This is a genomic window from Microbulbifer agarilyticus (assembly GCF_020171345.1).
Lineage (GTDB): Bacteria > Pseudomonadota > Gammaproteobacteria > Pseudomonadales > Cellvibrionaceae > Microbulbifer > Microbulbifer agarilyticus_D.
The window spans coordinates 111,993-134,143 of record NZ_JAIUZM010000001.1; the positions used below are offsets into that span (position 1 = coordinate 111,993).

At 52.3% G+C, this 22,151-nt stretch carries 10 protein-coding genes; 3 read left to right on the plus strand and 7 right to left on the minus strand.

The features are described 5' to 3' along the window. The first annotated feature begins 118 nt into the window (after nt 1-118). The gene (locus LCM31_RS00510) at nt 119-385 is read left to right on the plus strand and encodes a glycine zipper domain-containing protein (RefSeq protein WP_222232701.1); all 267 of its coding nucleotides are present in this window, start codon (nt 119-121) and stop codon (nt 383-385) included. 59 nt (nt 386-444) lie between these two features. On the opposite strand, the gene LCM31_RS00515 is transcribed toward LCM31_RS00510, so the two are convergent. Beyond that, the gene (locus LCM31_RS00515) at nt 445-660 is read right to left on the minus strand and encodes a DUF3820 family protein (protein ID WP_222250474.1); all 216 of its coding nucleotides are present in this window, start codon (nt 658-660) and stop codon (nt 445-447) included. Between the two features lie 216 nt (nt 661-876). Here LCM31_RS00515 and LCM31_RS00520 point away from each other — a divergent pair, with 216 nt between their 5' ends. Beyond that, nucleotides 877-3,192 (plus strand): S46 family peptidase, encoded by a 2,316-nt coding sequence (locus LCM31_RS00520; protein WP_224866634.1) that lies wholly within the window; start codon nt 877-879, stop codon nt 3,190-3,192. 356 nt (nt 3,193-3,548) lie between these two features. Further along, nucleotides 3,549-5,879: a PKD domain-containing protein gene (locus tag LCM31_RS00525; protein WP_224866636.1), complete on the plus strand. Its 2,331-nt coding sequence runs from the start codon at nt 3,549-3,551 to the stop codon at nt 5,877-5,879. A gap of 165 nt (nt 5,880-6,044) precedes the next feature. Here LCM31_RS00525 and LCM31_RS00530 read toward each other — a convergent pair whose 3' ends face one another. The 6 genes from LCM31_RS00530 to LCM31_RS00555 form a co-directional block, all read right to left on the minus strand. Further along, complete coding sequence (locus LCM31_RS00530; RefSeq protein WP_224866637.1) at nt 6,045-6,644, minus strand: transposase; 600 nt, start codon at nt 6,642-6,644, stop codon at nt 6,045-6,047. A gap of 388 nt (nt 6,645-7,032) precedes the next feature. Further along, entirely contained in the window at nt 7,033-7,578 is a 546-nt protein-coding gene (locus LCM31_RS00535; protein ID WP_224866639.1) for a hypothetical protein, read from the minus strand. Further along, nucleotides 7,575-17,333: an FG-GAP-like repeat-containing protein gene (locus tag LCM31_RS00540; protein ID WP_224866641.1), complete on the minus strand. Its 9,759-nt coding sequence runs from the start codon at nt 17,331-17,333 to the stop codon at nt 7,575-7,577. The genes LCM31_RS00535 and LCM31_RS00540 overlap by 4 nt, the downstream gene beginning before the upstream one ends. A gap of 713 nt (nt 17,334-18,046) precedes the next feature. Next, entirely contained in the window at nt 18,047-20,101 is a 2,055-nt protein-coding gene (locus LCM31_RS00545) for a TIM-barrel domain-containing protein (RefSeq protein ID WP_224866643.1), read from the minus strand. Nucleotides 20,102-20,429: 328 nt separating this feature from the next. Continuing rightward, the gene (locus LCM31_RS00550) at nt 20,430-20,606 is read right to left on the minus strand and encodes a hypothetical protein (protein ID WP_224866645.1); all 177 of its coding nucleotides are present in this window, start codon (nt 20,604-20,606) and stop codon (nt 20,430-20,432) included. Nucleotides 20,607-20,787: 181 nt separating this feature from the next. Beyond that, nucleotides 20,788-21,993, minus strand: coding sequence for a helix-turn-helix domain-containing protein (locus tag LCM31_RS00555; protein ID WP_224866647.1), 1,206 nt, complete (start codon nt 21,991-21,993; stop codon nt 20,788-20,790). Nucleotides 21,994-22,151 lie beyond the last annotated feature (158 nt).

The following is a 22,151-nucleotide window of genomic DNA, read 5'->3' on the forward strand; positions in this document are numbered from 1 at the left end:
ACACTTTTTTCTCATTTTTATCCCGACATGTAATTTTCCCTTGCGGCGTCATTGGGAGCGGCTAGTGCGGACCATACACTCCCCGAGCGATGTTCGAGCAATTGCAAGCGGAGTATTTATGCAGTTACAGATGTTAAGACGTGCCGGCGTGGCTTCCGCCCTGGCACTGACTTTGACGACCGCTGGCTGCGCCAGCATGAGTGATACCGATCGCCGCGTGGGCACCGGTATTGGGGTTGGCGCAGTAACCGGTGCCCTCATCACGGGTGATGCCGGTGGTGCAGCGGTGGGCGCTGCGATCGGCGGTGCCGGTGGTTGGTTATACGACCGCCAGAAAAAAAGACGCTATTACTATGACAGATACGGTCGTCGGGTTTATCGCTAACCGCATGTATTGCTAAGCGAATCCAAATAATGAGTTCCCGCGGGTATACCTGCTGGAGCTCATTGTTTTTTCAGGGGTTTCACCAGACCTTCCAGCCCTTCAATTTTTATTTCCAGTGTCAACGCCATCAGCTGTCCGAGACGTCCATTGGGAAACTCTTTCTTCGCGAACCAGAGCAAATATTCCTCAGGTAGATCAATTAACAACCTTCCCGCATATTTCCCGAACGGCATCTCGGTACGGGCGATATCGATCAAGTCCTGCTTCTCAAGCATCACGTCCCCTATTTCACACAACGTCTTTTCCCGCGGATTCTACACTGTCTGGGACCTGCCCCGGTGGAACCTCCTTTGATCGCAGCAAGCTTTTTGCCGCCGCAGTTATGTGACAACATCAAGGCGCGGCCGACTATTCGGCCAATGCGCGTGCATCCAGGAAGATCCCCGGTACACGTTCGCAGCAGCCCTTAAAAATTTTTTGAAGGAATAACAGTGAAAATAAACGCGTCCACACAAAAATTTGGACTGGCGCTTACCATCGCCCTGCTTACCGCCTGCGGCAAACCCGCAGATGACACCAACACGGAAGCCAGCACCCAAGCTGCCGCCGACAAGCCCGCTGCCACGACTGAGGCACAGCCGGCCAGCAGCACCGCAACGGTTTCAACCGAGGGCATGTGGATGCCCCGCCAGCTGCCTGAACTGGGCAACAAGCTGGAAGAGCTGGGACTGGAGCTGGACCCCAGCACCATGACCGACCTGACTAAGTTCCCGATGAATGCTGTGGTCAGCCTCGGCGGCTGCTCCGCTTCTTTCGTGTCTCCCCAAGGGCTGGTAGCAACCAACCACCACTGTGCCTACGGCTCCATTTCCTACAACTCCACCGAAGACAATGATCTGCTGGCCAACGGTTTCCTGGCCAAGACCCTGGAAGAAGAAGTCCCTGCGGCACCGGGTTCGCGCATCTACGTTACCGTGGAAATGGACGACGTTACTGACAAGATCAAGAGCAAGCTTGACGACAGCATGGACGGCGCCACCCGCTTCAAAGCCATTGAAGATGCAGAAAAAGCACTGGTTGCCGCGTGTGAATCCGACCCCGGCCACCGCTGTGAGGTTTACAGCTACTACGGCGGCGCAAGCTACTACCTGATCAAGCAGTTGGCCATCCGCGACGTGCGCCTGGTACACGCCCCAGCCTCCTCCATCGGCAAATTCGGCGGTGATATCGACAACTGGATGTGGCCGCGCCACACCGGCGATTACGCATTCCTCCGCGCTTACGTCGGCCCCGACGGCAAGCCTGCGGACTTCTCCAAAGACAACGTGCCGTTTAAGCCCAAGCACCACCTGACCGTGGCGACCGAAGGACCTCAGGAAGGCGATTTCGTGATGGTTGCCGGCTACCCCGGGCGCACCAACCGCTACCGCACCGCCGAAGAAGTGAGCAATAACTTCACCTGGTACTACCCCACCATGCAGAAGGTACTGGCAGAGTGGTCGGAAGTCATCGGCAACGCGACCGAAAACAACAAAGACGCTGCGTTGAAGTACGCAAGCCTGGTTGCCGGCCTGAACAACTATTCCAAGAACTTCACCGGCATGATGGAAGGCTACAACCGTAGCGACCTGTTGACGCGCAAGCAAAAGTTGGAGAAGGACCTGCAGGACTGGATTGGTGAAAAGCCCGAAGAGCGCAAGCAGTACACTTCGGTAATCAACGATCTGAATAACCTGATCACCGAAAAGCAGTCCACCCAAGAGCGCGACTTGCTGCTCAACTACATGAACCGCTCCGCGATGCTGAGCAGTGCCCAGCGCCTCTACCGCCTGAGCCAGGAAAAGCAAAAAGCAGACGCAGACCGTGAACCCGGCTATCAGGAACGCGACATGACCCGCTTTGGCGAGAGCATGAAGCGTATCGAGCGCAACTTCGAGCCGTCGGTAGACCAGGCCGTATGGAGCTACTTCCTCGAGCGCTACAACGCGCTGCCTCAAGATCAGCGCATCGAGAGCTTTGATACCTTCTTCGGCGTTGAGCTGAGCGGCGAAGCGTTGCAGAACAAGCTGTCTGCCATGTACGAAAAAACCGGCCTCACCGACACCGATACCCGCCTGGCCTGGATGGATAAGTCGCCGGAAGAGTTCCGCGCAAGTGATGATCCATTCATTCAGCTGGCCGTCGCTACCTTCGATGACCGCATGGCGCTGGAGAAAAAAGACAAGGCGCTGACCGGTGCCTTTGCCAAGATCCGCCCGCAGTTTATGGACCTGCTGATTTCCTACTATCAGGAACAGGGCAAGCCGGTATACCCGGATGCGAATAGCTCACTGCGCCTGACCTACGGTCTGGTGAAAGGCTACACGCCGCCCGCAGGAACCGTGAAAGGCGCGGCCGACGGCAACGATGGTAAAGACAGCTTTGTGCCCTTCACCACCCTGCGCGGTATCGAAGCCAAGTACACCGGCGAAGACCCATTTGATTCTCCGCAGGCACTGCTGGATGCCATCAAAAACAAGGACTACGGTGATTACTACGATGAAAACCTCGATTCCGTACCGGTGAACTTCCTCACCACCGTGGACATCACCGGCGGTAACTCCGGTTCTGCCACCATGAACGGCAAAGGGGAATTCATTGGTCTGGTATTTGATGGCACCTACGACAGCATCAACGCCGACTGGGACTTCAACGACAACACCCGCGCAATCCACGTCGACGTGGAATATATGTTGTGGGTGATGGACAAGGTCGACAACGCCCATAACTTGCTTGAAGAGATGGGGGTTAAGGAAGCTCAACAGTAACTTCCTATACCCAACTTCCAAGCACAAAAAAGCCGGCGTTTAGCGCCGGCTTTACATACTTCAATCCCTACCCTATCTAAAGCCACCCTCCGCAGCGAAAGGTGGCACATACTCAGCACATATATTGGCTTACGCAATTACTTTCTCGGCTGCACCAGGTATAACGTGCAGCACCCGCCCAAATACCATCGCAACGCCGAAACCCCCAATTGAAATAGCGCTCTTACTACGCCCAAGCCCTATGTCATCCGGTGACTTACTTCAGTTATTCCCTATTAACTAAGCGCGGACAACTTCCCTCAAAATATCCGTTGACGTATATTTCTTCGCAGAAACTATAAACGATACAAAAAACAATGAATGACACCTTAATTACGTTAGCCAAAACAACCGTACTATCCACCTGCCTGCTACTGCACGCTTGCGGTGGCGGTGGCAGTGGCGGCGGAGCCAGTACTCCCGAGCCAACCAACTTGCCTCCAACCGTTTCAGCAGCAAGTGCCACCATTGCAGAGGGCACTACAACAACAATTGTCGCCTCAGCTGCCGATAGCGATGGGACCATAGCGTCCTACACATGGGAACAGAAATCCGGTGTAGCCCTAACCCTCAGCAACACGGATTCTGATACCGTTTCGATCACCGCCCCGTCCGTTACGGAAGATAGCGAAGCTGTAATTACCATTACCGTAACGGACAATAGCGGCGCAACAGCCTCACAAGACGTATTGATTACCGTCACAGCCAACCTACTCAGCTTGGTAATCGAAGGGCGAGTCATTGCACCCTCATTAGAAACAAGTAGCGTCGAGTTCCGAGTTGGTGAAGAAGTATTTTCGGCCCCGATCACGGCAAGTGGTGACTACTCAGTTCCCTTGAATATCGACGAGAGCCGATCAGAAGAGATGGTTCGTGCAACCACCAGTGACGGCTCCGGGCAGAATCTGCTCGTGTCACTGATGGGAAGCGTTGCATCGCTACACTCTGCCGCGGGTGAAGATGGCTTGCTCACACGCGACGAGCACCTATCGGTAAACATTTCACCGGTTTCTACAGCATTCACCGCTCAACTTGAACAGGGTGTGCCGCAAAGTATCTCTAGTGAAGCGGTACTTGGCGAACGAATGAAGCGACTAGATGGAAATGCCGCACTGCAGTTAGCGGTGTTAATCACTCTGATAGTTGACGATGCGGATGGTGTAGCGCTAGATCTTCCCGCGGGTATAAATAGTACCTATGCCCTCGCGGCAAAGCCGGAAAGCATCTCCGAGTTTGTTGTAAATACGCAGCTCAGGCATACCACGGCTTACCTCAATGCTCTTGCGCTCGTCGCTTCCCATGAAGATTTATCATCGTCTGCGGTAGCTCGCGTAAACAACACCTATGCTGACACTTATTACCTCACCACCGCTGGTATTCAGTCTATTCCGTTTGCGGCACTTGGCAGCCACTTCGTCGATCTGGGCTACAAATTAACCCTGAATACAGAGGGCCAGGGCAACTTGATTGGCCGACTCGGGGATACCACATTGAGTTGGGCGGCAGGAGAGGATGGTATTACTCTGTCCGGTGCAGAGTTCGTAACCGATGAAGAAACTTTTTGGGATGCCGACCTCGGCAAAGGTGTCGTGAGGCAAACAGTGGTCGCACCCTCGGGTATCCGCTGGCTCAATCAAGCCAACGCTACAGACTGGCTGTTGGTTACCGTGGAGGAATATTTCCGCTATCCCGATGGCGAGTACCCTTCAACGGAACCAGAAGTGCACACTGGTGCGATGCTAGCAGTCCGCCAGGCTGGCACAATTCCAGCGCATGAAGTTATTGAAGTAGGTTTAAACTACAGCCTGCCTCTTGGCTACATTCAGGGCAATGTGGAATCACCGGCTGTAAGTGTTCCCAACCCCGATTTTTCAATTCGCGCCACGCAAATGATGTTTACTGGCGATGTTGATACCGGCGGGAGTGCGACTTATGTCCTGGATCAAATCAACGGCGAAGGTATTCCTGCTAGCACCCTAGCAACAACCGGTTGGTCTATTAATAACGAAGGTCAATTAAAGTTAAACGATGTTTACGGCAACACAGTGGAAGTAACTTTCCTTGAAAATACAAACATCAAAGACTCTCTGACTCACGTAACGACCACTAATGACGTAAGGCGAACCGCCATGACGTCAAATACTTTTGTAAAAGAGGCGAGCGATTGGACGTCAAGCGAAGCCGTAGGTATTTACCGCCTGCCCGACGATTTCTATTACCCTAACTCTCCCTACTGGATTGAAGTAAATGCAGATGGGACAGCACTCACCGTGATCGGGTACGACTCGAACCCCAGCAACGACACCGCCATAACAGACAGCTTTGTTCAAATGCCGGGCTTCTGGCAGATAAACGCCAACGGCAACCTCGTTATTCGGCGCTACCGTCAATATCAAATGGGTTACTGTGAACCCGACAGCTGGAATCCTGCAGCAAGCGACAGCTGCCTCCTCTACAACGAGCGAGAATGGGTCCTTCAGCAAAATTTGGATAACAACGCAATCGGCGTTCAGCAGTATACGCGCTTTTTCGAAGATGCCTTCAGAGACCCATCGTCCGGTATCGAAGTTAATGAGCTACGATCCAGTTCTATCGCCAACTACAAATTTGAAAGAATCTCCGAGCGTCCATATACAATAAATAATTGACTATAGAAAAAGGGCCCCTTATCGGGCCCTTTTTTATTGGAAAATTAGAGTCATATCACATGTACGACCGATTAATAAACTGGCGCGGTCACGGCCGCCCCCGCGGCGCAGCGCTTACCCGTCGCGCATGCTGCCGCTCGTTTTCCTCCTTAAACCGATCACTGCCTAGTGCCAAACCTTCGATACCGAGCCGCGAATTTCCTCCAGCAATGGCCCATCTAACTGATACCGAAACAATGCCCGGTAGCTCTCGCGGCGCTCCTTTGGGCAACGACCTAGGGCCATGTATTGAGGATGAGGCGTCAGTAGCGCGGAAGCCTTACCCAACCCGTTACAACGGTAACTCGACCAGTAATACTCGCCCGGGTCAACCACCATGCCGGCACGCACCGGATTCAGTTCGATATAGCGATAACATTGCAGCAGGTATTCTTCTGACTCGACCAGGCAAGACTTATAACGGCCCTCCCACAGCGTTCCAGATCGCCGATACTCACGATTGAAATAGCGCACATAAATACGCCCAAGGGCCTGCATCATCCGGCTGACGCCATTGTCGGAAGCAGGCGTAGCTAAAAGATGCACATGGTTCGTCATAAAAACCCAGGCATGGACCTGAACATCAAACTCCCTCGCGTACTGCTTCAACCAGCCCGCATAGGCAATCATGTCTTGCTCACTACAGAAGCACACCTGCCGGTTGTTTCCTCGCTGAATAACATGCTGTGGAATACTGGCAGGACCGAGGCGGGGTAATCTGGCCATTGGAAGCTCCTTTTCCTGATGGCCACAGATTAAATGACGGGAAGATTCAAAAGGTGCTAATGGGCGTCATAATGTTGATCTGACCCCATTTATTTCCAGAAACACACCTGCCGGTTGTTTCCTCGCTGAATAACATGCTGTGGAATACCGGCAGGACCGAGGCGGGGTAATCTGGCCATTGGAAGCTCCTTTTCCTGATGGCCACAGATTAAATGACGGGAAGATTCAAAAGGTGCTAATGGGCGTCACAATGTTGATCTGACCCCATTTATTAACCCCATTTATTAACCCCATTTATTAACCCCATTTATTATTACTGGGCCTACTGGCGCAGACACTTGGCTCAGGAGCACAGATTATGGGTGTCCTTTTTCTTGTTTTTCTCCTCTCACTCGTCGCAACCGGCAAGGTATTCCTCATAAAACCCTGAAAAGTAATCATCTCTACCATTTAGCCACAATGGCTCTTTATGCACCCACGAAAACGAGGGGATCTCAACTTCAACCGTACCATTCGACAATTGTAGTTGCGCGCGTACTACCCAAATATTTCCATATGTCCCCCACCCATGATGAACTACCTTACTAATATTTAGTTTCGTTCCTGCAGCCACCATACCGGTGATTGATCCTTTCCGATCAAACACTAAAGGATCAAACAAAGTCTCATCAATTTCACCTTTACGCTTACTGTAGCGCTCCATACTAGGGGGAAAGCCGCCCTCTCCCACAGCCTGAATAGACAAGCAGTTCTCAACATTTGACAACCCACCACTTAGATTTGCACAATCACTTTCAAAAATAAATGCGGGCTTAGCCAACGTATAACATGCGCTGACAAAATCTGCCTCCCCAATCCGGCTGGAGAAGTCTTGCGAAGGAATACAGCCAAGTAGCAATGTAAATATAGGTGAAATTAGCACTATTTTAGTCATGGATTACCTCCACCATTTTTACGCTTTCGGTAGTTTGCATCCCAACCGTGACAAAACGCCCCTGAGGACCCACCATTAAGACAGTCAGTTGAATTCGAGTATGGATTCAATAAACGACCAAGCCATCCACCATTGATAATATCCCACTTACCTAGATTCGTAATAGCAAGGTTTTCCGAGACCGCGATATTACCAAAAGGAAGAGAGTTCAACTGGGCAGAAGGTGCAAACCCTCTAGCAACCAAATTATTGCACGTCAACGTCCCCAAGCTATGACAACCTGAGATGTGTGTTCCGGACTTCCCTCCAGTAATGTAATCGTGGCCACTGGCATCCAGTAACCCTTGATATCCAAGCAACGTATCATTTACATCCCAAATAACGCCCCACAAACCGTGCTTTCTTGATGTAAAGCCACTAATCTCATTAGTGCTTTCATGATATCTACTACCAGCAATTTTATTGCCTGCGAATGAATTAAGCGTAAGTAGAGCGTTTAGCTCTTGTAGCGTTAAGCCATTCTTTTCTGCAATCCTTGCCATTTCTTTCTGGACATAATGATTCTTCACTTCATGTCCAGCGTTAATCACCGTATTCCTGAAACTATTGGCATCAAACCCGTTGTAAAAGAAATTAACTGCCCTGCCGACTTTCGGATCTGCAATATTTGCTGCTATTTGTATAATATTGATTGATTGCGGCGGCCCGCTCACATATGCCATCACGCCCGCGCTAAACGCGTTTCGAAATGCTCCTGTTTTTTCCACCCCAAAAGCTCTCGATATATCGTAATTTCCTGCAGCAACACATGCTGCATAAGCTGGCCCACACCAAATGGAAGCAATATTCACGACCCACTGACTTGCAGTTTGACCTATAGCCCTAAAGAATCCACGAATTACTTTTTTAAACGGCCTAAACAATTTATCAAACAAAAAGCCGCTTGGATCAGTAAAACTAAATGGCCGGTTCAGGACATAGGTGTAGCGGTTAAAAGCTTGGCTATTTTTTAGGGACTGCACAAACGGATCCGCCTGCATAAACCGCCCAAGATGCGCATCATAAATCCGCCCATTCATATGAATGAGCCCCACCTCATCCAGCATTTCGTGACCGGTATAGCCGCGAGTAGTAGTGAAGGCGGTAAGCCCGGACCAGTCCGACGACATCAAGTCACTAACCGATACCGCTGCCCAGTTGATCGGGTCGCGGCGTTTACCCCAGGAGTCAAAGCTGAGCTCTTCCACCACGCTACCATTTTCGTCGGTAATGCGGTGCAGCGAGCCCAAGTGGTCGTTGTGCAGATAGCGCAGCTGGCTTTCCTGCAGGCTCCAGCTACTACCGACGCTGTAGGTATCCGTCTCAATCGCGGTGCCCTGGATATAGCGTTTGACCTTGACGATATTGCCGGTGGTTACCTGTTCCACACTCCCCAGATACAGGGTGGTGGTGGTACCACTGCTGTTTACATCTTCACGCCAGTAGCGCTTGCGCTCCGGACTGTAGGCAAAACTTGTGGTGTGCCCACCCTTGCTGATTTCCAGCGGCTTGTCGAAGGTGCTGTAGTCAATACTGCGGCCACTGCTGTCGCTGGTCATATTGCCATTGGCATCGTAGCTATAGGTCACACCGTTCGGTGTCGCAATCACCGCGTGCGGGCCGGGACCACTGCCGCTGTCATTACCGTAGACATAGTCACCACTGCCCACGTCGGACTTGGACTTGATATTGCCCAGACTGTCGTAGGTCATTACCTGTGCGGCTTTACCAACAACTGTCGCTGTCAACAGGCGGTTGAGGCCGTCATAGGTAAAGTCTTCATGCAGGTTGCTGCTGCCGCTCAGGTCTTTGCGGAACAGCAGGTTATCCACATCGTCCCAGTCGTAGTGCAGTTCCTGCACTTCGCCGAGCCCGGCGACAGTACCGGCAGTTCGCGAAATCAGGCGCCCTGTAATTGGGTCATGTACTTGAGCGGTGGTAATACCATTACCCTGAACAAATTCGGTTACATTGCCACGGGCATCCATTTCGGCAACGGTGTAGTAGGTGTCGAGATAGTTGCCTCCACTGCGATAGGCGTTCACCACCTTGTGCAAGAAGCCGTACTGGTTGTACAGGTTCTGGGTGGCACCGGCATCGTAGGCCGCGTCAATCTCGGTGTTGTACTCCTGGAATACGCGCCCGTACTGGTCGTACACGGTCGTGGTTTCAAAACCGCCGAGCACACCACCCAGCCCCATGCTGGTCAATGTGTTGCTCGGGCGGCCGAAGCTGTCGTAACCGTGGATACGGATATAGCCACTGACACTGTCCTGCACACTTTCCAGCTGGCCGAGACCGTTACTGGCAACATCGTAGGTCCAGGTGGTATTGCCCTCGATACTGCCACCCGCGCGGCGATCAATCCGGTTCACCATACGACCCAGCTTGTCGTACGTCATGCTGCTGGTCTGGCCCTTGGCATCGGTCTGCTGTTTCAGCTCACCGAAGCCGGTGTACTGGTAACTCCACTGCCCTTTGTCCGGGTCGTCCATCGCAATTTTGCGGCCCACGATGTCGTAGGTGAGCGTGGTCACGATATTGTGCGGATCGGACGGGCTACCGTGCGAGTTCAGCGTCTTCAGGTTGCCCTGAGCATCGTAGCCATAAGTGATGCGGCCACCGAGGTGATCGGTCACTTCCACCAGTTCGCCGAAGGCATTTTTCTTCTCGGTTTTGGTTTGCCCCTTGGGGTTTGTGGTAACGGTGGTGAAACCGTCATAGCTCGCGGTGATTGGATTGATCACACCCGGGAGCGTGCTGCGCGTAACGCGGCCCAACAGGTCGTATTCAAACTCGGTCCAGTAGCGGGACGTTCCCTGGAAATACGGCGTCGACTGGCGGGCAACACGGCCGAGCTGGTCGTACTCCACATCGGTATACACCCAGCGGCCATCAAAGCCTTTTGCCGCCTTGCGGATTTCGCGCCCGAGGGTATCCACATAGCTACGGCTGATCGCACCGCCGGCACCGGTACTTTCTGCGTAGTACTGGGCACTAACGGGGCAGGTACCATCGGAACAGGATTTCAGCAGAGTCTGTGACCAGGCACCGGTGGGCGAAGCCTCAAAGTATTTACGGCCAAACTTGCTGTAGGCCGTATGGCTAACCACACCGTTGATGTCTGCCACTTGAGTGGGGTTGCCAAAGGCATCGCGTACGAGAACTTCGGAGGTTACCTGCCCAAGGGCGTTGGTGGTAGACCTCAGGTAACGACCATCATCATAGGCATAGGTCGTAGTCCGAGAAATTTCTCCCGCAGCGCTGACGGTAGCTTCTTTCTTATTTCCGTACTGATCATAGATATAAGAAGTCTTCACCTGGAAAGCAGTTCCGGGCTCGACAATTTCCTCATGCAGCAGCCCCTGATTCGCACCGTTTTCCTCAGGATAATAAGTAAAGGAAGACGTGCGCGAAACACTCTGGGCGCCGCGGGTAGAGGTCACCACAGTCTTACTCATACGCCCCATTTCCGCGGCCCAGCCGGAACTCGGGAAGGTATTGACCGTATCTTTGACGTAGCTGTTACCGTCTGCATCGCTGGTGGTCATGGTTACGCGGGTAGCGTTGCCGTAACTGTCTTGCGTGGTTTCGGTCAGCACGGACTGCAACAGGCCACCCTGCGTAGTACCGTTATTTTTCAACGCATAGGTTTCTTCCACCGACTTGGCGATAAACGGACGGTACGGCTTGGCGGGCGTACCGCTGCCATTCCAGCCTTGCAATCTCCATTCATTAGACGCGCGGCTCAACACCTTGCCACTTGCTGTACGGGTTTCCGTCAACAGCGGCATCCCCATAAACGGGAAGTCCTGCCGGTAGCTGGTCTCGGTAATGACGCCGGTCTGCTCGTCGGTACTGGAAACCTTCTGGAAACCGAGCATACCGCGCCCGGCCGCCTGCAGTTTCATCTGATGGTACTTGTAAGACACCGCACTGGTTGCCGTAGCATCGACATTGCCAGCCGTAGCTCTCGCAGCGGGGGAAGTGCTTTCGACGCGGGAAACCAGGAACATGGGTGCCAGCACATCGAGTACGGGCTCCTCTTTACCTAACGTCTGCGCGCCTTCCGGCAAATCCCAAGGTCCATTGAGTGCATCGTAGAGGGTCGCTGGATCACCGGTTGTGACCGGGTAGCAGATTTCCTCTTCGAGCATCGGCGTGCCGGGTTCAGGCGGCAAAGTAATGCACACGGTCTCGGTCTCACTGGACATTTCCAGACGTGAATAGACCTGCTTGTCGACCGCGTTGGCATAGGTAATATCCGTGATATTGCCCATGCCGTTATCGATTTGCACGATTACATCGTCGGGCTTATTACGATTGGCACTGTCATTTTTATTCGCTAGGTACGTATACAGTTCACCGTTCTTTTGCAGGTAGTGATAATCGGCTTGAGTGTCACCATTGACATCGGCAAACCAATACATGTACTTCTCTTTGTTACTCGGCAAGCTGCGGAAATTTGTTTCAGTACTAAAGGTGTTACTACCAGGCTGCCAGTAGCGCACCTTCAGCTTTTGCGCAGCGTAATCCGGCCAGAATATATCCGGATAGCCATCCTGGTTGAGGTCAGCAAAGCTCGCCTTCTCTGAGGCACCTAGCCACTGCTTGGCGGAAAGCCCTGAGCCGGTACTGAGCTGAACCACAACCTGAATACCGTTGAAGTAAGCGATATCGCTGAGTCCATCCCCATTGAAGTCCAGTGCGCTTAACAACTTGTCTTTTTTGCTGCCATCTACATTGGCATAAGTCTGGAAACTGTCACCATCAAACGCCGCAATCGAATGTCCCTTGTACACATAACCGAATACCGGCATATCACAGAAGCCATCTAGGTAACGCGCTGCATAGAGCTCCTGATACTCAGCGTCTTCATCGATCTGCCGATAGGGTAACTGCTCGAAATCATCGTCGCGACAATCGACCTGTTCATACGCATAACGGGTGACCAGAACATCCAATGCCCCATCGCCGTTGAAATCGCCAAGCGTTGACGCTAGACGATCATCTTCGCTGAAGCTGGTAGCGCCCTCGGTATTGATCGGGTAGGTTTTTTCACTAGCAAACTTGTAGTAGGTATCCGAGGTGGGCGCTTTACCCGAAGGTACCAGCTCGCGCACTACCAAAGTCTGCGTCCCATCGCGCACCTCGGCCTTGATAAAATCCGCGAGGCCATCGCCATTGAAATCAGCAAAGATCGCATCTTCTCCGGTTAAGCCGGTGTTGATGCCGTTGAAATCCAACTTCCAGTTGTTGTTCGTTCCCGTATAGCGAGAAAGATAGATATACCAGCGATTGGCGACTTTCCCATAACTGGATTTATTATCATAAATTGCGATGTCATGCCGCCCATCGGCATTGTAGTCCAGAACCCGGAACCCAAATCCGGAGCCGGCACCCGCATTGGAAAAATACGACGGATTAGACGGGCCATTTAAGTAATGCTGCAATGAATAGGTGGAACCGTTACCTAAGGCATATTTGATCCGGCTATCTGTGTAGCCGTCATCATGATCCCCCTCGTGCCATACGAGGTCCTGCTTGCCATCACCGTTAATATCGGCATAGCTATGGGATACATAGAAACGGTCACTGGAGGGGGAGAAGTCCAGCCCTGATACACCGCTACTTGGGTAAGTGACAGAGGGAGTAGACCAAGAAAAATTTGTTGCCGGAAGGCAGGTACTACCTACACACTCTTCGATGCTTTCTATCCGTGAAGCTTTGTCAGCATTCGCCAGCGTAGAGGTCGGAACATAGTTGACGACATATTCCCGAAGATCCGTGCCGTCATTACGCGAGGTAACCTTAGACAGTCGTTGCGTCGTCGAGAAATGGTATCCGGCCGTATAACCGCTCTGACCATCCGGGCGCGTTTCGTATGCAAACACCACTTCGGCTGCACCGCCGGCATAGCGGACACGGTGAATTCGGTGGCCGGTTTCAGCATCACCCTCATAGACGAATTCAATACCATTGCCGGCACTGTCTGCGAAGAGGCTCTGCGCCCACCTTAGTGTCGCAGCACCCGCCAACTTGGAATCTACGGTTTTACCGTACTCAGAAGTTGAACCGTCCTTACGTGTCACCTCGAAATAGTCCGGATCACCTGCGCTACCGCCAATCGCTTTGACCGTCGCAAAACTGTCGATTTCCGTTTTATAGGTAGAACCATCCGCGCCATAAACACCCGACTGCAACAATAAGCGCTGCCCATCCAGGCAGAAGCGGTCTTCCGCGGTCCAAGAAATAGGCTTAACCTTGCCATCCACACCTAGCGTTTGCCGACACCGGCTGATAGCAGAGAGCCCACCGAGACTCCACCCTTTGCCCAGCAGTCCATTACCGCTGGAGCTGCTGTAGCCCATGGACAGTTGCGGCGCAACGCCAGCAATACCCGGGGCAACCGCGATGGGCACATTGTAAGTGGCCGAACCCGCCTCGTTTACACGGAATTCACCGGCCAAAGCACCGATCTTGTCCGAGTTGATCACCTCGCTACTACCCGCTGTTGGCGCAGTCGCGAGTATAGGCGCCTGCGGTGCCTCTGGCGCGTCATGCACAACGGCACTGCCAGAAGTGCTGTATCCACCGCACGCGCTAAAGCTCGCAACGGTGTTACAAGCCCGCACTCGGAACGCCCAGCTGCCGCCGCTTAGTCCGGATACAAAACGGTTGTTCCCCGCCGCATTACTCACCAGCTCCCAACTGCCGCCATCTTGGCTCTGGTAAAGCTCGTAGGTATCCACATTACCCGAGGCACTACCCCAGGAAAGCGTCATGGCACCATCCGCATCGGTTGCGGGCACACCGCTGATTGCGCCGGGCACGCCTGGCACGCTGGCTACTGCGGCCTGCGTGGAGGTACGGAAATCACCATAGGCCGTATAACTACCCTGGGTGTTAAGCGCTTGCACACGGAACTTATAGGCTCCGTCCGCCAGCCCGGAAACCGCCTTCGAAAGGCCGGTACCATTATAAATCTCTACCCAGGAGCCACCGTCCTTTTGCTGCTGCAATCGATATTTGTCTGCCGGTGCCGCCACCGCCGTCCAACTAATGGTAAAACCACCTGAGGTATTCGTTGCAGGCACACCACTTATGGAAGAGGGTGTTGCCGGCTTATTGGCAACCGTCGCCGTACCGGAGGTGCGGAAAGACCCGCTCTCGGTGTGGCTACCGACAAGGTTCTGTGCGCGAACACGAAATGCGTAAGCGCCATCCGCGAGTCCGGAAACTGCCTTGCTCGTGCCGCTGCCGGTATAAATAGTGCTCCAGGAACCACCATTCGTTTGTTGCTGTAATTGATACTGGTCAGTATTGACCGTCACTGCGGCCCAGCTGACCGTAAAGGCTCCGGAACTGTTGTTCGTTGGTACGCCGGAGATACTGGCGGGTGTCGCAGGCTGACGCGCAACAATTGCATTGCCCGAGGTACGGTAGCCGGTATGAGCCGTGTAACTTCCTTCGGTATTGAAGGCCCGCACTCGGAAGGCATAGGTGCCGTCCGCGAGCGCACTTACTGCTTTTGAAGTACCGGTATCTGAATAGATTTGCGCCCAGCTACCACCGTTCGTCTGCTGCTCCAGCTTGTAACCATCTACAGTGCCAGTTGACGCGGCCCAGGAAACGGTGAAACTGCCATCCACATCCGTGGTTGGTACGCCGGAAATACTGGATGGCACACCCGGAACATTGGCAACGGTAGCGCTGCTGGAGGTGTTATAAGCGCTATAGGAGGTAAAGGTATCTTCGGTGTTATAGGCGCGTACTCGGAATGAGTAGGTACCGTCGCCCAATCCGGAAACGGATTTCGACAGTCCGGTCCCGGTATAAATATTTGACCAGTTACCGCCATTTTTTTGCTGTTGCAGCTCATACCCATCTACGGTGCCACCGGAAGCACTCCAGCTAATCGTAAAGGCACCGTTGTTATCGGTACCCGGTACGCCACTGATGGTGGCGGGGTAGCCGGGCTTGATGCCAACGATAGACTCCCCCGACGTTCGGAAGCTGCCATATGCGGTGTACGTCGAGTGCGTATTAAATGCACGCACGCGGAACTTGTAAGTACCGTCCTCAAGCCCACTTACGGCTTTGCTTTGGCCACTCCCCGAATAAATCGTAGCCCAGGAGCCACCGTTCAACTGCTGCTGCAGCTGGTAGCCATCAACCGTCCCCGATGAAACACCCCAGCTAACGGTAAAGCCGCCATCATCATCTGTTGCCGGAATCCCACTGAGTGACGCTGGCGTGCCAGGGGCATTCGCCACAATAACGCTGCCAGAAGTACGGTAGCCGCTATAGGTTGTGTAAGTCGATTCTGTATTGTACGCACGAACACGGAATGCATAGGTGCCGTCTGCCAGACCAGAGACAGCTTTGGAGGTACCGGTGCCTGTGTAAATTTTGCTCCAGCTGCCGCTATCTTTCTGCTGGTAAAGCTCATAGCTATCAACGGTACCGGATGACGCTCCCCAGCTGACCGTAAAGGCCCCGTTGCCATCGGTCGCCGGTACGCCACTAATGCTGGCCGGCACGCCCGGCGTGCGCGACACAATGGCATTACCGGAAGTGCGATAGCCACTGTATGCGGTGTAACTATTTTCTGTGTTATACGCACGCACCCGGAATGCGTAGGTACCGTCCGTCAAACCGGATACCGCTTTGCTAAGGCCAGTACCTTCGTAAATCTTCGTCCAACTGCCACTATTTTTTTGCTGGTACAGCTGGTATTTGTCGACAGTACCTGACGACGCTCCCCAACTCACGGTAAAGGCACCGTCAGCATCTGTGCCTGGAACCCCCGAAATAGAAGCCGGTGTTCCCGGTACGTTGGCAACGGTGGCGGTACCGGAGGTTTTGTAGCCGCTACATGTAGTGTAGGAACCTACGGTGTTACAGGCGCGAACGCGAAAAGCGTAGTCACCGTCGCCCAGCCCCGACACCGCTTTCGAAAGTCCGGTGCCAGAGTAAATACTGCTCCAGCTACCGCCATCTTTCTGCTGGTACAGTTCATACTTAGTGACAGCACCTGTTGAAGCGCCCCAGGAGACGGTAAACGCACCATTGTTGTCGGTTGCGGGCACGCCTGAAATACTACTGGGTGTTGAAGGAGGATGCGCTACATAAAAGGTTCCCGAAGTCTTATAGGCGCTACAGGAGGTATAGCTACCGACTTTATTGCACGCGCGCACGCGATAACGGTAACTTCCGTCTCCGTTACCCGAAAACGACTTGGATCGCGCGGTGCCCGTGTATTTGGACACCCAGCTGCCACCATTTTTCTGTTCATAAAACTGGTAAGAAGTGACGGTGCCTGTCGCTGTGCCCCAAGAAACGGTATATGTACCGCTCGTATTGTTAGATGGGGTAGAAATACTTGCAGGCACGCCCGGCGTACGCGCCACAGTTACCCGCTTATTCACTGTGTAAGAACCGCAACTTGTGCTACTACAGGCGCGCACACGAAAATCATATTGGCCATTACCCCAGCTACTGATCGCCTTACTGCGCGCGGTACCACTGTGTACCAGCTCCCAGGTAGAGGTTCCTACGGTTTGCTTGTACAGCTCATAGCGCGCAACGACGCCAGAGGCAGCAGCCCACGACAGCGTGAAGCTACCATCCGCATCGTTTGTGGGGCCAGAAATCGCACCGGGTGTTCCCAGGATTGCGGTAACATTGACCGTCCAGGAACCAATGCTCTGCACCCGGAAGTCCGGTTCGGCACAATACCCGTTATGTATCGGAACCAGACAGATTTGAACAGCACCAAACACCTCATACTTCCAATTTCCAGTGGAAGTTTCCTTGGCTGAATAACTAGACGCCGTGTACCCAGAGGTAATAGTTCGATTCAGCGAACCATTTTTATAGATCTTAATGGATGATGGCTTTGTACCACTCGTGGGCTTATTCCAGGAGTAATTAATAGTGTACATACCGTCATTATCTGACGAGGGTCCACTCACCCCAGCAAAAGCAATAGCGCTGGTAAACGCAAATACCGCAAGCAGCACACGCTGAATTAGCATTGAAATATCCCCAATAGCAATAGGCAGCCACCAGCGCTTGATCTTATATAGCGATCCCCATCTGCTATATGTATAAGAACGCGGAAGTGGCTAATTAAAATTTTTAGGAACGGGAATATATTCGAAATAAGATGAGCAATCACACATGAAATGCGAACAGAATCTCAATTTAGCAGCAAGATGAAGAATTATTTTTCTGCCTTTTGGGAATTAACTGTCATACCGGTATGAAACCGAATAAATATTCGAATTAGCGTCGCAACTTTACCGATATTGGCCGCACCTAATCCGCTTGAGGAAACGGGTATAATAGAAATAAATAAGTGTATTAACAGGTTAAAAAAGCTGGCGACGATCGCCGGATTTTTTGGAGCTCTACTTTGTTGCTGCTAATTATATTGGAGCACAATACGATTTTCTTGATCAGCAGCGCTTGAAAATTTTACCCACAAAATCTTGTTTTCTTTATCGTAGAGCCAACCCCGCGGATTTTCTGAGTCAATATCAACCAGCGCAGGCAACGAATCTCCATTCAACTCTGGCGGCTGGAAGTCACGCCCTATCAGATTAAGCTTCACCCTATAGTTATGTTTTTTTGGCTTGCCGGCGTATTCCCCCTTATGCGCCCCGACCACAATTTCCAACTGTTTATCACTGGAGACTACTGAAATCCGCGAAAAGCTTTGCTCGCCCCTTTGATACCCCAGGGTTTCACCGTCATCATCGTACAGGGTAAATGAAGATTCCCCCCGTTCTTTGGGGTAAATGTCCAACGTAATCGGATCCGCATGCACCGCTGGATCAATATGGAAAATTTCCGGCCCCATTGGAATAATAGCCCCGCGCTTTACAAATAATGGGATATTCGGGTGAATATCCATACTGGCAGCAACCTGAATCGTTTGCCCGCCTTCGTACACTTGATGGGTCCAGTAATCCACCCACTGTAATCCGTTGCCCTTCGGAAGATAAATATCCATTTTCTCCCCGGGAAAAGAAGCAGCGGACTTGTACACCGGCGCCACCAGGATCTCCTCGCCAAAAAGATACACATAGCGGTTTTCGTCGGCTTCCCCGGGGTAAGCCAGGCGCAGTGGCCGTGTCAATGGCATGGCGTCTTGCCATATATGCCAGCTGTAGGTGTAAATGTAGGGCAACAAGCGGTAACGCAGCATGCGCGACTGATAACTCAGTTTTTCTACCTGTTCGCCCCAAGACCATACATCTCGCGCGGTAGTACCATGATTGCGTGTAGACGTAGTGAAGTCGGAAAACTGCATCCAACGCAACGCGAGTTCGGGGTCTTCCCCCTTGGTATGCCCCGGTGTATCTGCATGTAAATAAGACCAGCCGCCCGGCGCACCATCATCGCTGTGAACAATGGCTTCAATCGTTTCAGCAAAGCCTTTCCAGTCCCCCAGCACGTCGCCGGTCCAGTGGATGGGCATGGCTTTTTCCAGAGATTCCTCATTAGGTGTACGCATATAGTCACCACCTAGAATCGATTCCTGATTGTGGTGATTCGGCCGCGCGTAGTGGCGGGCCATAAACATGATGCGCTTGTCTTCTCCGTGATGTTTGCGCAATAACTCCCACACGCGCTTTTCATACTGAGAATCTGCCCGCCAAAAATCCAGCCAGACAATATCCACACCGTAGTCAAGATCACGCTGGAGCTGCGCCAACCACTCTTCCCCGAATCCGCCCTCGTGATAGTTCATCATGAGCTTAAAATTCATTTCGTGAAGCGAGTCAATCAGGCCCTCAGGATCGGGAAACTTGTTTAAGTCCCACGTCATATTTCCGGGCCAGCTCCATTCCTTGCCGGTCCAATACATGTCCAGCACCATGACATCTGCGGGGTAGCGGTGACTCCCGTAGCGATTTTCGATCCCCCTCAATGCGCGAGCATGGTCAAGAAATCCTTCCTGGCTGTCATAACCAAAATCCTCTTCGCCCCATCCTGACTGCATATAACCAAACCCCCACTTGGGAATCATTGGCTCGGTATGCGGCGCGTTTAGAGCAATTTCATCGCTATAGTCATCCAACATCTCGGTGACACCGACAACTGCACAGCCCTGGGCATCGACACTCCGCCCAATGGGCGACGCTGGGCAACGGTCATCTTTGTTTGGGATACCGTCGCGGTCGTCATCCGCACTGGGATCCGGTTTCGAACTAGCATCCTTAGGGTCTGTCTCGGCGATAATCTCATGCTCATTGATAAAGCCATCGCCATCGATGTCGATATCACATATATCCCCCTGTCCATCACCATCCATGTCCTCCTGATTGGCGTTGGCTTCAAATGGGCAGTTGTCACGGGGATCCTTTCGGCCGTCTCCATCGCTGTCTTTTGCGGACACTACGACGCTTACAACGCTAACAAGGGCAATTACCACAGCTCCAATAAGTAAGCTGCGTGCTGTATTTTTGTTCATCGACTCATTACACATTCAAAGCTGGAAACGCGAAGCAACACTATTTATGGTCAAACTTTATCCACCTGAAGAAGGCGGTTTTAGCTCGTTCCAAGTTGCGCGACACAAATATTGAACAGGACTGTAATGGGTGCGCCGATTGACGAATAGCTGGGAGGGAGAAGATTACGCTAAGGCGGGACAATATTGAGATAAAGGAGATTGGGCACATAAACTCGGCCACAGACACATGCACCGAGAGATTTGCTCGCAACAGCCCTCAATGAATGACTCACGCATACTGGCAGGTCACATACACCCGAATCCTGGCGATCAGAATTTCGCCAAACTAGGGGTGACCGATACCCGGCACCGCGGGCTCAAAGAGTGGCGCACTTGTTGCCGCTTCCGCAGTTACCGCACCTAATAAGACCGCCATGGTACACAGTACAGCAGCGACATCCACCGCAACTCGAACCGGGCGCGACTGAGTTTCGAGCCAACGCCCGCGAATACCTTTCATCATCCTTATCGCCTCGACGGTTATTTTTCTTCGAATAGTCGGGGCAATCTAATGAGAAAGCGGAAAAAGTGCGTACCAAGACTAGGTAAATCGGAAGTTGGGACCTTTTTCTAGGGACTACCGTGCAAAAATCACCCAGCGCGGTAGTGAGTCCTTACATTTAAAACTCGTATTGAAAAATGGCTCAGGAAGCAACTTGCGGCGCGGGCTCCTCTTTTCGATATTGCGTTGGCGTCATCCCTGTATCTATTTTGAACAATCGGTTAAAGGTTGTTTTACTGTTGTAACCTGCACGCATCGCAAGATCCATTACGGACCGATCTTGCAACGAGGGATCAGAGAGGAACTGCTTCACCTCGGTAATTCTGTAGCGATTGATAAACTCAAAGAAATTGCACTCGAATTCCCGGTTTATCAGGTTAGACAGCAACTTGGGCGAAAGCGATACCTGACTCGCCAGATCCTCAAGCTTGAGATTGCTATTCAGGTACGGCCGTGCCGACTCCATATGCCGAGTGACGCGCTGAACTTGCTCCCGTGTATAGGGTGTTCGCTCGTCCTTATCTCCGTCACTTACCGGATGGTCAGCAACCTCATCCAATACTTCCTGGGTGACTTTTTGTACACCGTTGGCAACGCCAAATCCGTAGTACAGCAATCCCGATATCAGCAGTAACTGGCCATAATTGGACGCGATCCCAACACCATCCAGATCGCTCTTCTGGATAGCACCTTCTCCCAGCACAAAATTGAAACTCGTATATATGCTGAGATACAGAATATTCCACAGCCTCAGCGCGATGAACCCGATCACCAAAACTTTTAACCACCGGTAGCTCAGGTGATCCACATTGGAATAGACATTGGACATCCGTGGCTCGTAGCTTTTGATCGTCCAAAAAGCCCAAACACCAAATCCAGCTCGGGTCAGATTTCGGCAGTGCTCATAGAATTGAACAGAGTCCGAGCGCAAAAATTGAAGTACCGGGGAGCCCTGGCTCGCACCATAGTAAAGTAGCGCGCCAAAATAGAAGACCGCATACAAGCACAGTGGGAATAGCAGGACTAAATCTTTACGTCGGAAACTGGACTGGGTAAAAAGTACACTCCTCGTATAAAGCAGTAAAAGCGGACCTTCGATCCAGAGGGACGCCTCGGAAACCGCGAATACCCAGGGGGTATGTGCTACCACCCAAACGTGGAACGCCTCTCCCCATAAGGCCAGTACATGCAAGGCAACCAAGGCTTGAGAGAGCAGGAATGCTCCCAACCACACATTTCCCCAACCGTAGCTGCGGCGGCCGATCGTGGCAATCAGGGCAAATAATAGACACAGATAGACTGTCAAAAAAAGCACTATGTCATGTGCGTTAAACAGAACTAGTTTCATCGTTTGCTCCGCCAAAGATTACGGTCACCCCGCAACATTAACCTCGTTTTCCTGCCTGACAAACCAGTTTAACGGCCGTACCAACGCTAAATCGATCCTTCTTATCGCAACCGCAAAAGTCAGTTCTCATGGCGTGTTAGAAATAATGTGCCAATTAG

What these genes read in the sequence shown, in the direction of transcription:
- LCM31_RS00515 (WP_222250474.1), bottom strand. Translation starts at nt 660, where the DNA reads ATGCTTGAGAAGCAGGACTTGATCGATATCGCCCGTACCGAGATGCCG.
- LCM31_RS00550 (WP_224866645.1), bottom strand. Translation starts at nt 20,606, where the DNA reads ATGATGAAAGGTATTCGCGGGCGTTGGCTCGAAACTCAGTCGCGCCCG.
- LCM31_RS00525 (WP_224866636.1), top strand. Translation starts at nt 3,549, where the DNA reads ATGAATGACACCTTAATTACGTTAGCCAAAACAACCGTACTATCCACC.
- LCM31_RS00555 (WP_224866647.1), bottom strand. Translation starts at nt 21,993, where the DNA reads ATGAAACTAGTTCTGTTTAACGCACATGACATAGTGCTTTTTTTGACA.
- LCM31_RS00510 (WP_222232701.1), top strand. Translation starts at nt 119, where the DNA reads ATGCAGTTACAGATGTTAAGACGTGCCGGCGTGGCTTCCGCCCTGGCA.
- LCM31_RS00545 (WP_224866643.1), bottom strand. Translation starts at nt 20,101, where the DNA reads ATGAACAAAAATACAGCACGCAGCTTACTTATTGGAGCTGTGGTAATT.
- LCM31_RS00535 (WP_224866639.1), bottom strand. Translation starts at nt 7,578, where the DNA reads ATGACTAAAATAGTGCTAATTTCACCTATATTTACATTGCTACTTGGC.
- LCM31_RS00530 (WP_224866637.1), bottom strand. Translation starts at nt 6,644, where the DNA reads ATGGCCAGATTACCCCGCCTCGGTCCTGCCAGTATTCCACAGCATGTT.